Origin of the sequence: Bacillus rugosus (genome assembly GCF_023238245.1) — a bacterium.
Classification (GTDB): domain Bacteria; phylum Bacillota; class Bacilli; order Bacillales; family Bacillaceae; genus Bacillus; species Bacillus rugosus.
Genome location: NZ_CP096590.1, coordinates 638,318 through 654,718 on the forward strand (window position 1 = coordinate 638,318; position 16,401 = coordinate 654,718).

15 protein-coding genes are annotated in these 16,401 nt (G+C 36.4%); 11 read left to right on the forward strand and 4 right to left on the reverse strand.

What is annotated here, in order from left to right:
• Nucleotides 1-11: 11 nt before the first annotated feature.
• Nucleotides 12-185: a sec-independent protein translocase protein TatAY gene (gene tatAY / locus M0696_RS03370; RefSeq protein ID WP_003225684.1), complete on the forward strand. Its 174-nt coding sequence runs from the start codon at nt 12-14 to the stop codon at nt 183-185.
• 6 nt (nt 186-191) lie between these two features.
• Complete coding sequence (gene tatC / locus M0696_RS03375) at nt 192-959, forward strand: twin-arginine translocase subunit TatC (RefSeq protein ID WP_166854104.1); 768 nt, start codon at nt 192-194, stop codon at nt 957-959.
• 34 nt (nt 960-993) lie between these two features.
• Here the strand turns inward: tatC and M0696_RS03380 are convergent, their stop codons facing one another.
• Nucleotides 994-1,185, reverse strand: coding sequence for a YdiK family protein (locus tag M0696_RS03380; RefSeq protein ID WP_003225680.1), 192 nt, complete (start codon nt 1,183-1,185; stop codon nt 994-996).
• Nucleotides 1,182-1,916, reverse strand: a complete 735-nt coding sequence (locus tag M0696_RS03385; RefSeq protein ID WP_004397818.1) for a CPBP family intramembrane glutamic endopeptidase — start codon at nt 1,914-1,916, stop codon at nt 1,182-1,184. The genes M0696_RS03380 and M0696_RS03385 overlap by 4 nt, the downstream gene beginning before the upstream one ends.
• A 238-nt stretch (nt 1,917-2,154) precedes the next feature.
• On the opposite strand from M0696_RS03385, the gene groES reads away from it, so the two are divergent.
• Both groES and groL read left to right on the forward strand, forming a co-directional pair.
• Entirely contained in the window at nt 2,155-2,439 is a 285-nt protein-coding gene (gene groES, locus M0696_RS03390; protein WP_003155970.1) for a co-chaperone GroES, read from the forward strand.
• A gap of 46 nt (nt 2,440-2,485) precedes the next feature.
• Complete coding sequence (gene groL, locus M0696_RS03395; RefSeq protein ID WP_014112882.1) at nt 2,486-4,120, forward strand: chaperonin GroEL; 1,635 nt, start codon at nt 2,486-2,488, stop codon at nt 4,118-4,120.
• 72 nt (nt 4,121-4,192) lie between these two features.
• Here groL and M0696_RS03400 read toward each other — a convergent pair whose 3' ends face one another.
• Complete coding sequence (locus tag M0696_RS03400; RefSeq protein WP_248602494.1) at nt 4,193-4,438, reverse strand: tyrosine-type recombinase/integrase; 246 nt, start codon at nt 4,436-4,438, stop codon at nt 4,193-4,195.
• A 757-nt stretch (nt 4,439-5,195) separates the two neighbouring features.
• Between M0696_RS03400 and M0696_RS03405 the strand changes: the two genes are divergently transcribed.
• From M0696_RS03405 to M0696_RS03435, 7 genes are all read left to right on the forward strand, one after another.
• Nucleotides 5,196-6,344: a hypothetical protein gene (locus M0696_RS03405; protein ID WP_248602495.1), complete on the forward strand. Its 1,149-nt coding sequence runs from the start codon at nt 5,196-5,198 to the stop codon at nt 6,342-6,344.
• On the forward strand, nt 6,341-6,832 hold the full coding sequence (locus tag M0696_RS03410; protein WP_035175002.1) for a three component ABC system middle component: 492 nt from the start codon (nt 6,341-6,343) through the stop codon (nt 6,830-6,832). Before M0696_RS03405 ends, M0696_RS03410 begins: the two co-directional genes overlap by 4 nt.
• Complete coding sequence (locus M0696_RS03415) at nt 6,829-8,763, forward strand: DUF3732 domain-containing protein (protein WP_248602496.1); 1,935 nt, start codon at nt 6,829-6,831, stop codon at nt 8,761-8,763. Before M0696_RS03410 ends, M0696_RS03415 begins: the two co-directional genes overlap by 4 nt.
• Nucleotides 8,764-9,414: 651 nt before the next feature.
• Nucleotides 9,415-9,777: a hypothetical protein gene (locus M0696_RS03420; protein WP_248602497.1), complete on the forward strand. Its 363-nt coding sequence runs from the start codon at nt 9,415-9,417 to the stop codon at nt 9,775-9,777.
• Nucleotides 9,778-10,055: 278 nt separating this feature from the next.
• Nucleotides 10,056-10,238 (forward strand): hypothetical protein, encoded by a 183-nt coding sequence (locus M0696_RS03425; RefSeq protein WP_248602498.1) that lies wholly within the window; start codon nt 10,056-10,058, stop codon nt 10,236-10,238.
• A gap of 454 nt (nt 10,239-10,692) precedes the next feature.
• Nucleotides 10,693-13,416: an ATP-dependent DNA helicase gene (locus M0696_RS03430; RefSeq protein WP_248602499.1), complete on the forward strand. Its 2,724-nt coding sequence runs from the start codon at nt 10,693-10,695 to the stop codon at nt 13,414-13,416.
• Nucleotides 13,417-13,711: 295 nt separating this feature from the next.
• Entirely contained in the window at nt 13,712-15,217 is a 1,506-nt protein-coding gene (locus M0696_RS03435) for a protein kinase family protein (RefSeq protein WP_248602500.1), read from the forward strand.
• Between the two features lie 606 nt (nt 15,218-15,823).
• Here M0696_RS03435 and M0696_RS03440 read toward each other — a convergent pair.
• A complete protein-coding gene (locus M0696_RS03440; protein ID WP_225516251.1) occupies nt 15,824-16,165 on the reverse strand; it encodes a tRNA-Val4 in 342 nt (113 codons plus the stop codon).
• Nucleotides 16,166-16,401 lie beyond the last annotated feature (236 nt).

Consider the following 16,401-nt stretch of genomic DNA (forward strand, 5'->3'; position numbering starts at 1 on the left):
GGAGCCCACATATGCCGATCGGTCCTGGAAGCCTTGCTGTTATCGCAATCGTTGCTCTGATCATCTTCGGTCCCAAAAAGCTGCCTGAGTTGGGGAAAGCTGCGGGAGACACACTTCGTGAATTCAAAAATGCTACTAAAGGATTAACGAGTGATGACGAGGAAAAAAAGAAAGAAGATCAGTAAGTTAGGATGACACGAATGAAAGTGAATCAAATGTCGCTGCTGGAGCATATTGCTGAGCTTCGAAAACGATTGCTGGTTGTGGCGCTGGCATTTGTCGTTTTCTTTATCGCAGGATTTTTTTTAGCGAAGCCTATGATTGTTTATCTGCAAAAAACGGATGAAGCGAAGGAGCTTACGCTTAATGCGTTTAATCTGACAGACCCGCTTTTCGTGTTTATGCAGTTTGCGTTTATCATCGGGATTGTCCTGACCTCACCGATTATTCTTTATCAGATTTGGGCTTTTGTGAGCCCAGGTCTCTATGAGAAAGAGCGCAAAGTAACGCTCAGCTACATTCCGATCTCTATATTGCTTTTTTTAGCGGGCTTATCTTTTTCATATTATATTTTATTTCCTTTTGTTGTTGATTTTATGAAGCGGATCTCTCAGGACTTGAATGTCAATCAGGTAATTGGAATTAATGAGTATTTTCATTTTCTTCTGCAGCTGACGATTCCGTTTGGACTGTTGTTCCAAATGCCAGTCATCCTCATGTTTTTGACCAGGCTTGGAATTGTGACACCGATGTTCTTAGCGAAAATCAGAAAGTATGCGTATTTTACACTGCTGGTAATCGCTGCCCTGATTACTCCGCCTGAGCTTTTGTCTCATATGATGGTCACTGTTCCGCTGTTGATTTTATATGAAATCAGTATACTTATATCGAAGGCCGCCTATCGGAAAGCGCAGAAAAGCAGTGCTGCCGATCAGGACGTGTCTTCCGGGCAATCATAAAAAATCCATTTCTCATGAGAGAAATGGATTTTCTTTATTTCTGGTTCTTTTTGATTTTAAATGAAAAGGCGAACATCTTAAAAGAAATGCTGATGTTGTAAGCGGCGAACACCATCAGCAGGATGGAGTAAAATGACCACATGCTGCCTGGCGAGCTTGCGGCAAGATAAGTAAAGATGCACCCTACGGCAAAATAGATCATTCCCCAAACTACCGGGTTTCTCATAAAAATAATCCTCCAATAATCAATTGCATTTGTGTGCTCTGCTGTTCAAGGTACTTCTGAACAGGCTCAAGCTGCATGATGACGACAAATGTATTCATCATGACATGGGCGAATATCGGCACCCATATCCGTTTTGTTCTCGCATACAAGAAGGCAAAGGTAAAGCCCATTGCTGTATAAAGAAGAAGATGCTTTAAATCAGCGTGAACAATACCGAAAATAACCGAGCTGATCAGTCCGGCAAAGAAGAAATTCGTTTTTTCGTACAGTGTGCCGAAAATGATTTTTCTGAAGATGATTTCTTCTAATATAGGCCCGACGACAGAAGAAACCATAATCATGAGCGGGACCGCCTGAATGACATCCAGAATAGCTTGTGTATTTTCTGATTCTCTTCCGATGCCAAATACATAATATTCAATAGAGCCTGCTAATCCTTGCGAGAAGAGGGCAATGAAAAAACCGGCTATCGCCCAAAGGATAGAAAGTCCGACGGAGTCTTTCCGGCCGTTTCGCAGCGTTGTTTTCGGAACAGTTCTCAGAATGAGCAGAACGACAACGAGACAGGCGATAAAGCTGATAACGGACCATAATCCTTGTGCGTGCAGCATATTCTCATTTGTAGGCTGTCCTCCGGCATAACCGAATTTAAATAACAAGGGAATCCCGATTAATGCGGAAAACTGCATGATGATATATGTCAAAATAATAAACCAATACTGTTTTCTCAAATGGTATGTACTCCTTTGTTAAATGGGTTTCGTTCATCTACAGCTATTGTAACATAATCGGAACGGGGGTGAAAAAGCTAAGGGAAAAGGGAGCTGAAAAGAATCATGTAAGCGTGAAAAAATTTTTATCTTATCACTTGAAATTGGAAGGGAGATTCTTTATTATAAGAATTGTGTTAGCACTCTTTAGTGTCGAGTGCTAAAATTACATATTCATACTATTGAGGAGGTTATTACATTGTTAAAGCCATTAGGTGATCGCGTTGTCATTGAACTCGTAGAATCTGAAGAAAAAACTGCCAGCGGAATTGTGTTGCCGGATTCTGCAAAAGAAAAACCGCAAGAAGGCAAAATCGTGGCAGCTGGTTCAGGTCGCGTGTTAGAAAGCGGAGAGCGCGTTGCTTTAGAAGTAAAAGAGGGCGACCGCATTATCTTCTCAAAATACGCAGGTACTGAAGTGAAATACGAAGGTACTGAATACTTAATCTTACGTGAAAGCGACATTTTAGCTGTTATCGGCTAATTCTTAAATAAACAATACTTAAAACATTTGAGGAGGTCTTGTAAACATGGCAAAAGAAATTAAGTTTAGTGAAGAAGCTCGCCGCGCAATGCTTCGCGGTGTCGATGCACTTGCTGATGCTGTAAAAGTAACTTTAGGACCAAAAGGACGCAACGTGGTTCTAGAGAAAAAATTCGGTTCTCCGTTAATCACAAATGACGGTGTAACAATCGCTAAAGAAATCGAACTCGAAGACGCGTTTGAAAACATGGGTGCGAAGCTTGTTGCTGAAGTAGCCAGCAAAACAAACGACGTTGCCGGTGACGGTACAACAACTGCGACAGTTCTTGCGCAAGCAATGATCCGTGAAGGCCTTAAAAACGTAACAGCAGGCGCTAACCCTGTAGGCGTGCGTAAAGGTATGGAAAAAGCTGTAGCGGTTGCGATCGAAAACTTAAAAGAAATTTCTAAGCCGATCGAAGGCAAAGAGTCTATCGCTCAGGTTGCTGCGATCTCTGCTGCTGATGAGGAAGTCGGAAGCCTTATCGCTGAAGCAATGGAGCGCGTAGGAAACGACGGCGTTATCACAATCGAAGAGTCTAAAGGCTTCACAACTGAGCTTGAAGTTGTGGAAGGTATGCAATTCGACCGCGGATATGCGTCTCCTTACATGGTAACTGACTCAGATAAGATGGAAGCGGTTCTTGACAATCCTTACATCTTAATCACAGACAAAAAAATCACAAACATTCAAGAAATCCTTCCTGTGCTTGAGCAGGTTGTTCAGCAAGGCAAACCATTGCTTCTGATCGCAGAAGACGTTGAAGGCGAAGCACTTGCAACACTTGTTGTGAACAAACTTCGCGGCACATTCAACGCAGTGGCTGTTAAAGCTCCTGGCTTTGGTGACCGCCGTAAAGCAATGCTTGAAGACATCGCTGTCCTTACTGGCGGAGAAGTCATCACAGAGGATCTTGGCCTTGACCTGAAATCTACTCAAATCACACAATTGGGACGCGCTTCTAAAGTTGTCGTTACAAAAGAAAACACAACAATCGTTGAAGGCGCTGGCGAAACAGACAAAATTTCTGCCCGCGTGACTCAAATCCGCGCTCAAGTGGAAGAAACAACTTCTGAATTCGACAGAGAAAAATTACAAGAGCGTCTTGCGAAACTTGCTGGCGGCGTAGCTGTCATCAAAGTCGGCGCTGCGACTGAAACTGAGCTGAAAGAGCGTAAACTTCGCATCGAAGACGCCCTTAACTCAACTCGCGCAGCTGTTGAAGAGGGCATCGTATCCGGCGGTGGTACAGCACTTGTCAACGTATATAACAAAGTCGCTGCAGTTGAAGCTGAAGGCGATGCTCAAACAGGTATCAACATCGTGCTTCGCGCGCTTGAAGAGCCAATCCGTCAAATCGCACACAACGCTGGTCTTGAAGGATCTGTCATCGTTGAACGCCTCAAAAACGAAGAAATCGGCGTAGGCTTCAACGCTGCAACTGGCGAATGGGTAAACATGATCGAAAAAGGTATCGTTGACCCAACGAAAGTTACACGCTCAGCTCTTCAAAACGCTGCGTCTGTAGCTGCAATGTTCTTAACAACAGAAGCCGTTGTCGCTGACAAGCCAGAAGAAAACGCTGGCGGCGCAGGAATGCCTGATATGGGCGGCATGGGCGGTATGGGCGGCATGATGTAAACACCCTCGAAAACCCCTTGATATGACTGGGTTTTGTAGTAAGATGAGAATGGTTTGCTAATATTGCAGAAACTAACGGAGGCTTCTCATGAGTTCACCAAACTTTTGAGAGGCTTCTTTTTTCATTTCTTGGGTAACGTGTAGATAAACATTTTTCGTAGATTGGTCATCGGTATGACCAAGACGGTCCATGATTTGTTCAAGTGACACACGGGTTTCGGCAAGAAGTGATGTATGGGTTTGTCTTAAACTGTGCTGAGTCAAATCTTCATTTAGGTCGGCTATTTTAGCAGCCTTTTCATTCGGTCTCTCGCACATTTTTAATCATTATGGGATATCCGTCTTACTGTTGCATCTTAGCGAAAATAAAATTATGGTATAGTAAGCATCTCCTAACAGCTCGATGACCTCATCTTGAACCTTTTTATGCTCCTTCAAAGCATAGATGACATCTACTTCTACAATGTTTTTCCTTCGTGTTTTTCTTGTCTATGGAGTACCCGGTTGATATTTCAGCGCATTGTTGCTTGGATTGTAACACGTTTTCATGATGCTGATGGGGTGATCCACAAAATCAAGATCTTTCCACTTGAGCGCAATTAACTTAGAGTAAAATTAAATAAACGAATAACCTCTCATTATTATTCATACTATTCAAAAATCTATATAGGACGTCCTTTATTTTTCGGAATTATGAGAACCTTGGGGTTCAGTAGTTTTATACAGTAAATCTTAAATCAAAAAGTTGATTACCTTATAAAAAAAGAAGCGTAAAAAGGCACTTCTTTTTTTCTGACATACAGACTGCACTAACATTTATATTTTAAGCAAACATAGAACGATTTAATCTTCCGGAGAATATCTTTATAATTGGTGAGAATTAGGATGAAGTACCGAAACGAGTAGAAAGACAAATGTAGAAAACATACAATTATCAAAGGTGAATTATCCTGTAAAAAAACAGGGGGTAAACTTGAAAATACTCTTAAGTTCAGGGGTCCACTAGGAAAAATTCACGACATTATAAAGATAAATATGTTATAATTATCAAAATATATTATTGTGTGGTGATATTATGAATAGATCTATAAATGATGCAACTCTGGTAAAGGTTGGAGACATTTTTCAATATTATATTGCTTTACGTGATTGCTTTAAAATGAAAAATGGGGATAAACTGCAAATTGAGGTAAATGGTGATGTTAGTCTTGTTGCGGCGATATCAAAGAAATCGTTTCAGAGAGAGGTAAAGCATCATTTTGGAGAAAGAAACCTTTCTGATAGAGATGTGGATTTTTGGAAAACCTTATCTAATTGGTATATAGAACATAATAGAATTACAACATTTTCCAGTCTGGTTTTACACACTACCGCCACAATATCTTCTGATTCTCTTTTTTATAATTGGAACACTAAAGAATCTAATGATAAAATCACAGTTCTGCAATCGATTGGACAATTAAATAAAAAGAGAGAAGAAACTTTTAGAAAGTATTACAATAAGATTTTTGCGGAAGAAATTTATGATGAGATTAAGTTATTAGATATATTATCAAGATTCACTATAGAATCCTCTCAAAATCAAATTTCAGGTATTTCAAAAGAATTTAGTTCCTACATAGGACATATTCCGGAAAACAATCGTGATAATTATATTGGGGCATTACTTGGACGAATTGTTTCTATAGTTAAAGACCCACCGCACCGTTGGGAGGTCACTAGAGAGGAATTTGATAAAATATTACAGCAAGAATCGCCTGCTTACTCAAGTCCAAATGAACAACCGTTACCGAGTGACTTTGCAGAGGTAAATATTCCTGAACAAACTGCAGAATCATTACTAAATAAGGAATTTGTAGAGGCCATTCGAAAAATTGAATATGATAAACAAATTCCAGATGCGGTTTCTGATTATTGGAAAGCTGAAATGACAGTTATGAAATATTTTAAAGATGATTTTTTATATCTCAAAAGTTTGCCACTATATAAAAATGAGTTAAAAAGACAATTAAAATATGTAAAAGAAAGTAAAGTTATTGAAACCGAAGGGATGAATAGGAATATAGAGATTAAGATTTCAAAACTGATGTATACAGAGGTTATGAGATGGGATGTAAAGGATTTTGGATCAATAGTTAGAAATCAGGGCTATTTTCAAAGAGGAATTATTCATACTATTGTTGACGATAAAAAGTTTAGCTGGGATGTAGGTGAAGAAGGATGAGTATTGAAAGTATACAAGCATTATCAATGAATTCTCATTTTTATAGCGTTCTCTTGCAAGGCTTTTTATCAGGATACAATAAGCCTTGTGAGATGAGATTGGTATTTATGGCGTTACCTATTCTATTACATTCTGAATCGAGAAAAAAGTTAGCTTCAGCAAAAAGTACTAGTAAAATGGAAACTTTATTCAATAAACCAGAAAAATTGAATAATGATACTAAGGTTTCAGGAAAAGTGAAGCTTGCAGGATATTTAAGTCGATTCAATGAGCTAAAACCTTTTTCGAAAAAGGCGTTAGTGATTTTGTACTCAAAAAAGAAGATAGTAATAAATGAAAAAAAAATAATACTTATAGAGCCAATAAAATATTTGGATTTTGATAGTTCTGCAAGAGAGTGGATTAAGGCTGCACATTATTTAGGCGTTGTTTTTGCTAAGACTAATGAAGATCATTTGAATTATTTCTTGGGGGTGGATAGAGAATGAAAAGCTATTTAAAGGCTATTATGATGTTTAATAAATCAGGAGAATTGCGTAGGGTTCCGTTGCAACCGGGAGTCAATATTGTAACGGGAGAATCTAAAACTGGTAAAAGTGCTCTAGTTGAAATAATAGATTATTGTTTATGCAGTTCAAGATCGACCATACCAAAAGGGAAAATAACGGATTTTTCATATCTTTATGTCATGCCCATGCTAATAAACCAAAATACATATGTAGTTGCTAGATATAATTGGGAAAGTGGCGGGAAAATGTATGTTTTAAAAGAATCCCCAGATTTTCCAATAGATAATATAACACTAGAATACTTTGAGGATAAGCCAATATTATCCGTAAAGGATGCACAATATGAGATTGAATCTGCATTGGGATTATATGTAACAAATATTGTTACTGATAGTGAAAAGCAAGGAAAAAAAGCTTCTCTAAGAAATATGGTATCATATCTTTTTCAACATCAGAATTTGATGGCAAGTAAATTCGCATTGTTTTACAGATTCTCTGATTATTATAAAAGAAAAGATATTATAGAGCAATTTCCTGTTTTTGCAGGAATGATTGGACAACAATATTACAGTGATTTAATCCGGCTAAATAATTTGAAGGCTCAATTGAAGAAAAAACAAAAGACTCAAAAGGCAAATGAAAAAAGTTCAACATATATTAAAGAGAATTTAGAACCTCTATTGAAAGATTATTACGCTTTGCTAGATGTTCCATTTAATTCAAATATTACAATACAAAAAATGCTTAAACTTGCTTCGAATTTACCTGAATTTGATGAAACGCAGCTTTTCAATGAGAATGGAATCGCTGAAAGATATCGTCAGCTTAATAATGAATTAGATGGATTAAGGGATCAAGAGAGAGATGTGTTGCTTAGAATTGATAATTTAGATGATGTAAATCAAAATGGAAATAACTTTACTGGTATGTTACAGGAATTGAAAGATCAGACTAGTATTTCTGGAAACTTCGAAAAAGAATATTCTTGTCCTTTATGTGGAGGTATATGTGAAGAAATCTCTGAGGATGACGCTACACTGATAGAAGCTTATGTATGGCTTGATAAGGAGTTAGAGATTACTAGGAAGTTTACAAATGATTTTTCAGAGGATATTCGAAAGCTTAAAGATGCACATGGAGTAATAGAAAATAGAATAAAAGATGTATGGCAGCAGATTAAAAATATTGAACGTAAATTTATCAATTCAAAAGAGCTTGTTTCAAAAAGAGAAAAGGTTAATTACGCGAAAGCCAGAATTGTATTATATTCAGAGATGGCCAATTCAGGTTTGTTGGACAGTGTAGATGAGGATATAGCAGATTTAAAAACAAAAATTTCTCAATTGGAAGTTAAGATAAATGGGTTTGATTTAGATAATAAGAAGGCAAAAGCGCAGACATTCCTTTCGTATAATATGAATCGTTTATCACTTACTTTAGATTTTGAAGAAGAATATCGCCCGTTAAATTTAAACTTTGGACTTATGGATGAAACTTTCGACGTTTATCAGCTGCAAAAAAATGATAAAATTCATCTGTACGAAATGGGAAGTGGAGCAAACTGGGTGTCGTGCCATATCGCCCTTTTTCTAAGCTTTTTAAGATATTTCGCTACGCAAGAGCAATCGCCGATGCCGTTAACAATGTTTTTTGATCAACCTAGCCAAGTATATTTTCCACAAGGGGCATTTGAAAAGAATGATAGGAATGAATTATCGGACTCTGATTTAAAAGCAGTTAATCAAATGTACAAAACTATATTTGAAGAAATTAATTCCATTGGTGAAGATACTGGTATTATTCCGCAAATATTGATAGTTGATCACGTTGATGGGCAAGATTTAGAAATTAAAGATGAATTTGCTTCTTATGTAAGGGGAGATTGGAGAAACGGCAAAGCTTTAATATAATAAAAAATATGTCTGTATTTACGATTTACAAGAGCTTTTTTGCTTCAGTTGGTTTCAATAACAGAGATTTATAAAAATTACAGAAACTTATTTAAATCCAGTAAGTAAGACCAGTTAATTTTACCCTAATATAAGAAATTTTCGAGAAAGTGGGTAAAAACTCAAACCCTGTTATTTGGGGAACCTAGACAGGGAGAAAACTCGAAATTTCAATAAAATGTGAGATAGCCAACCAAGAAAAGAAAATTGGTCCACCCGTTGATGTTCTTTAATGCCTTGAAGAAGTTAAATGTGATAAAGTAACAAACCTCTTACCCATCGCTGCGAGCTATGCGCTCCACTATTACAGGTGAATCTATCACAAAAATATCATGTAACATATCTCTACGTTTTAAAAAGTAAACTATTATTTTTATAAACTATGGTCGTCATTTCAGTAAAGAAAGTTGGTGTGCTTTGAGTCAAGATACTAGTGTTTTAAAAACTACTATTCCACCACTAATTCCATCTGAATTATTATGAGTATAGAGATTTTATTAAACCCAGAATTACGAGAAGTAGTGCAAGCAAATTGCCTACTTCGATATTTAGAAGGTGTTATCAATCACTTAAAAATAAGGTTTTGAAGTTGGCTAACATTACAGAAGGAGAATGGAAAAAAATACACTGGATGAAAAGGTTAATTTGATTAAGAAGCATGTAGACAAAAGTATTTCTCATAAATTTTTTAAAATAAAAAACATTGGATATAAAGGGGCCCATTATGGTCAAAGTGTTACTTCCTATGAAATTAAGCGCGCTATTGAGCATGCTTTGAATATATTTGAAGATTTGTTGGTCATCTATTTTAAAGATAATAAAATAGGTACACAACCCCCAGTATTAACTCTGCTAAGTTCTCTGCCTCCAATAAAGCGTGTGTATATTTTGGAGAAGGTGTGGGTTCATAATAAAGGGAATTTATGGATTGCAGACAAGCTTTCTATGGCATATCTTAAAAGTGGGAACTTTTAAAAGGCATTGAAATTCTTAGAATCAATTAAGGATGATATAGGTGAAACGACTTATGGAGAGTTTGTATGGAAAATAGAAAGTCTGAAGAAAAATCTACATCGGTTTGATATTTCTAAAAATGTAGAAGATGTTACTAGAATATTCAACTTATTAACAAACGATGAATACTATGAAAAATATCCGGAATTTACAAATATGTTTTGTGTATTGGTATCGGGTTACAACTATAAATAAATTAACAGGTAAATTTAATCTTAACATATAAATGTAGGTGTGTTATGCATAAAAGTAATAAGACTAAAACAGGCCTTGAGGAAGTTCTTATAAATATTTTAAATAATACAGCTAGTGCTGTAGCCCTTTATCTCAAAGGATTTGAGGCAGATGAGATAGCTAAAATGTTATCTATTAATATAAATGAACTTAGAGATAAAATTAAAACTTTTGAAGAAGATCAATAAGTTATATAAAAGAGGACCGTTAATAAAATGTTAACATTATGCTAACGCAATCACATAAAAAACGGTAGATCCCCATTAAAGATGTTACAGACAACAATATCCAAGACGTTGATTTATCGCACTTTTTACACCTCTTGTATTACACACTCAAAGCCTACGGGTTTGAAGTGACTTTTTAACAAAATGCTAGCATAATGAAAAATAAAAGAAGCTTCTTATTAGTTTTAATTATTCGGAAGCTTTTTTTTTCATTTGTTGTGAAACATGGAGATAAACTTTTTCGTGCTTTAAACATGTGAATGTGCAAGTCTGTCCATAAAAAGAGCACATTCTATTTTTGGAGGATTTTAACAATTTTTGTCGAAGTATGTTTATTAAAAAGTAAATAACAGAGTAAATTTGTAAAATTATCTCTAGATTCTTTTTATAGCAGTGACTTTATTGGAGGTGCAAAATGTCTAATGTAACACAATTACGAATAGACACACAGATTCTAACTATAAACAAAGTTGTTTGCCGTCACATAGACAGCCTTGCTACTTCGACAAGAGGAGTAGTTTCGCAGGATATCCTGTCTCAATTACGTAACTTTGTTGAGCATATAATGCTGAAGTTCTACGCCAACGGTCAAGATATAGAAAACAACTATGATAATATCTGCAAGGCAATTGACTTTGTTAAAACACGGGGCAATTTAAAAGTGCTGAGACGGTTTCATGATTATTTGCAAATCGTAGCATCACACTATACGCTTGACGAGGAAAACTCAGAGCGTCTAATGTTAAAATATTATGAATATCTTTTGAGGATCAAAAACCTCTTGCATGACAGTTTTTCCCTTAACGTTCTTAACAACCTTGACAAGTTTCCGCTGAACATGGATTCAAACATGCAGGAGTATTATGAGAAGATTGCTACTAAGATAAAAAGCTATAATTTGCAGGGCGTTGGAAAATCCGAAAAATACTATATTCAAAAGATTAAGCCATTCTTTGTGGGTCAGAGGATTTACTATGAGATAACTTTTACACCTGCCAATGATTATGCGAGTAAGTTTAACAGGGTTATCGCCTTTACTAGTTTGGAAATAACCGAAAACTATGCTGTCAAGTTTACTTTAGCTCGCGACAGTATTGAAATCCTCGGCAAGACTATGCCTATTATCGTTATTATAGGTTGGGAAGTCGCAATACGAGATTGTGAGTTTAGGAATTTTACAAGTTTGATTAGAGGAGCGGCAGTTAAGACCGGATATGCCGAACAACTGGGCATCTCACTATTTTTAACGTCAACAGGATTTAATCTGACAGAACTCGTTGATTTCCCCGATGCGGAATTTCAAGAGATTAAGCAGCAAGCGACACAACGAGCCAAAACGGTTGTGTTCTTCAATGATTTAGAGCTTTGCCGAACAATAATGAGAGAAAATGCCGTGGGCAGCAATCTCCTGCGGTATTTACTTTACCATATGAATAACAAAGTAATTAAAAACCAGCAACAAAGCCTTCCAAACAATAATTTGTCCGGGCTTTATGTGAAAAACGGCTGTATCCCGTTCGACAGTATGCCCTTTAATACCTCGCCGATAGGACATAACCCCAGACTGGGTGATTTGTTCGCTTGCATTGATACTGCAGAACGACAACACGAAATACTTGCACGACTGGTTAGGAATAACACCGAAATTAAGGGACAACTTTTTACACCCGTAAAGGATATCGTTGGGTTCGATGATATAGCAGCACTCGTAAAAATCTATAACTCCAATTTATGGCAAGGGCATTTAGAAAACAGCAAATTAGTGATTGAAGCTGGTCACATCTTTATTAATGGTTATAAAAACGATACCCGTTTCATTATTAACCAACTTGAGGATCTGGCAAAAAGCGGAGTTCAGAACTATTCAAACTCGGTAAAGGCGTGGTTGAGCGAACCTAATCATGGTGTTGACTGCGACGAGAAAAAAGAGGCTTTAACCCAAATGTTTGAAAGCTCACGGGTGGCTTTAATGTACGGCTCGGCCGGCACGGGAAAGTCTACGCTCATAAACCACTTAGCACATTTCTTTGCTGATAAGAAAAAACTGTTTTTAGCACAGACCAATCCCGCTGTAGATAATTTGAAACGACGAGTAACAGCTTCAGATTGCACATTTTCAACGATTACAAAATTTCTAAAAAGGAAGAGCATCATTACTGATTATGACGTGCTAATAATAGATGAGTGTAGTACGGTGAACAATCGTGATATGAGAGATATTCTTATCAAAGCTACATACAAGCTTTTGGTTATGGTAGGCGACTCATATCAAATAGCATCTATCCGATTTGGCAACTGGTTTAACGTTGCTCGTATGTTTGTTCCAGAAACCTCAGTGTTTGAATTAAAAAAGCCTTACCGGAGCAATAACCAAGGATTGCTTTCATTATGGGATAGAGTGCGTAAGATGGATGATACCATTCTTGAACTTATTACACGGCAAGGTTATTCCAACACGTTAGACGTTTCAATTTTTGCCCCTGCTGAAGCAAACGAAATAATTCTTTGTCTTAATTATGACGGGCTGTACGGAATAAATAACATTAATCGTTTTTTACAAGAAAGCAATCCAAACGCTCCGGTGTCGTGGGGAATTCAACAATATAAGGTCAACGATCCAATTTTATTCAATGAATCCGACCGTTTTGCGCCCCTAATTTATAACAACATGAAGGGACAGATAGTAGGGATAGAAATTCTTGATATTGAAAAGCCCACAGAACGCATACAGTTTGATATCGAACTTGAAATGGTTATAAACGGTGTAGATGCCTTCGGTCAAGATTTTGAGTTATTGGATAATTTAGAATGCGGTCACTCTGTTATACGTTTTTGTGTCAACAAACTTAAAAGTACTGATGAAGATGATGACGGCTCTTCAAAATCAGTTGTTCCATTCCAAGTTGCATATGCCGTATCCATGCACAAGGCACAAGGCTTGGAGTACAACTCTGTTAAAATCGTCATAACAGATGAGATTGATGAAATTATAACACATAATATCTTCTACACAGCTATTACCCGTGCGAGAAATAAACTCAAAATCTACTGGACACCCGAGGTCGAGCAAAAGGTGTTGAGTAGCATAAAGCCAAAAAATAACAATAAAGATATACAGTTGTTGAAGCTAGGTAACTAATGATGACTCGGGAGAACTAATTTACTTCTGTGTTCAACTGCCAGACCATAATGTGGCACAACGAATATTGGTAATACTCGACGTGCTGAAAATGTTCATAAAGTAACGGTCATTTCCAAAGATGGGGTAAAAGTGTCTGACTCGAAATCCATGGATTTCATTAGTAGACTGGGATCACATAGATAGGTCAGAATATTACTACAAAAAACATTGTTTCGACTACCAACTCGATTTAGAAATAAGCAGGTACATTTGTATGGGTAAGTAATAATCCTAGGATTTTCGAAAATGAACGATGGGGTTTCAAAATAATGAAAGGGCAGTTGAAGATATGCTATCCAAACAAAATTATATAAAAATACTAAACTATTTTGACAAGCATTTATGGGACGGTAAGACGACAGATACAAATTGGAGCTATTACGGTTTAATTCTGGATTGGCATTTTGATAATTCAGTCTTATGTGTTGATTATTTGGATATAGGTGACTTCTTTGATCACAATGGCAGTTTTGGATTTGTAGATGACAAGTACCTCTTGGAGCAGTATGGTAATATTCCATCTGGTAAACATCTGCAGGTGCTAGAGAATATTCTAAACATCCTAAAGCATTCCACAGTAAATAAGGAACAAAGTAACCATATGATTGAAATGGTCACCAGAGTTCTAAAGAGGGAGAACGTAAAGATTAATAATCCTGATATTGGGTATTTAACTGTAATGCCAGATGACATCCTTGATTCGGGATCATATTGTAATATTGTTCGCGTTAGGGAAGGGGTTCTAAGAAAAGAATTAATATCTATATTTCAAAACGATGAGAAGCTAAAAAAACGTATGCAGTATGAGTTTGAAAATATGCAGAAGCTGCAGGGATGTCCGGCAATTTTAAATGTGTCTGATTTTAATCCTGAAACTCACACCTATCTTATGGAACAATGCGAAAAGAATCTTTATAAGCATTTGGAAGACGAAATGGAATTGACTTTTGAAGAGAGACTAAAAATTATTATGGATATCCTAACGGGGATGGCATTTGCACATGAAAAGTCGATTATTCACAGAGACCTGCACTTGGGGAATATTCTAAAGATAGGTAATGATTTTGTGATTGCAGATTTCGGATTAAGTAAGGATCTGTCTATTGAGCGGAGTATGAAATCTTCGGCCACAGAGAAAAATAATCATCTGTTTGTTGATCCTCTTTCTATGTCCGACTTTACGAAATTAGATCAAAAAAGTGATGTCTATTCCATAGGTAAGATAATTGATTATGTTTTTACACATAATGCTTCTGATTCTAATCATATTTTTAAGACTGTTGTTGAGCGTTGCATTTCTCGAAATAAAGACCTGCGATATGACACAGCTCAATATATTCTTAATGAAGTAGAAAGTATTCTGAAGAATCAAGATCAGGCAGAAAGCAAACAGAACACGATTAGCAAAATTCTGAATAATTATTATGATGCTCAGGTACATGATTTTATTATTGGTCTAACAGAGATGGATAGAATCAGCAAGTTTATAGTTGAACATAGGTTGTCAACGTTCTGGAAACTTGTTTTGAGTTTTGAAAGTGGTTACCAAACCAAGATTCTACAATCTATTTCATATAATTATTCGGAAGCAACAGGGTACGGAGGCTGGACAAATTATGATATCTTCGCGCAAATTTCCTTTAACCTATGCTTGAACTTGGAAGACATGGAGGTAAGGAAGATTGCAAGAAGCATTCTAGAAGGATGTGCTGACATAAGATACAGCGCCCAAAACCTACTAGAGAAGCTACCTAGTTAAATTAACTTTGGACAATTTTTAGGAAAAAACAGTAGATAGACTTATCTTATTCGAGTCAAATCCTGCTGTTCTTTTTATTGTAGAAGGGGTATGTAACCACCATAGATAATGAATAACTCTAAAAGTACAAAACTTCTTTTACCCGGCGACATTTGATCTAAAGAATGTTAACAATTTGCTAACGTCTTCTCAACGAACCGAACTTCAATGAAAAACCGGTAAATCGCCGTTAAAGATGTTACAGCCAGTAACATCCAAAACGTTGGTTTACCGCACTTTTGCACCTCATGTTAACGAAATTACACTCTTTCAACTTACAGGCTGCATGATGTAAAACCTACAAAAAACCCTTGATTTACAAGGGTTTGTCGGCAACAGACGTCATTTTTGATGCCCTTTTGATGCCATTTATAAATTTTCGAGGCTTCTTACGAGTTCACTGAACTTGTGAGAGGCTTCTTTTTTTCTGTCTTTTGTGAAGTGTAAATAAACCTGTGTAGTATGTGCGGGCTTACATGGCATTTATGGACCGAAAACAAAAGCAAAAATTGAAGCGATATTGAAGTAATAAAAAGGTCCCTTGAAATCAAGGGACCTACAAAGGTTTCAATCATCACTCTTATACCTTTGTAGGATCTTGTCTCTCCAGATAAGCATAAGTTCTTTAAATTTTACTGTTTCCAAGGAATTTTTATCGTTTTCACTTTCTGTATAAAGGTGTTCTACGACAGTTTTATCTTTTTTTATATATGCAATGATGGTGTTTAATTGAATCTCATATTCTTGAGAAGAACGATCCAATACTTCTTGAACAATATTTAAATATTCATCAGCTTCCTCTACTGAAACAATATTTTCAATGAAATCGGAAAAGTATTCTAGTTCTGTTGGAAGAACTATTCTTAAGTATCCTAAAGGGTCTCTTTTAAATTTAAATGAATATCCCATGATAAATCAGTCTTTCCTTTTTATTTATTCTTAGTTTACTTTATCCGTTCATTACTCTTTGTAGAGCTTATCTAATAACTCCGTAAATAGGGTTTAAAAATTATTCGTCCAAACCTTTGTTACTTCTCTCTCTATTGCAGACAGGAGACCATATTGGTATACTCTCATACGACAAAAAAGACCTAGTTATCTAAATAATAGTGCCACCAACACTCTTAGACGGTCTCCCCTAGGAA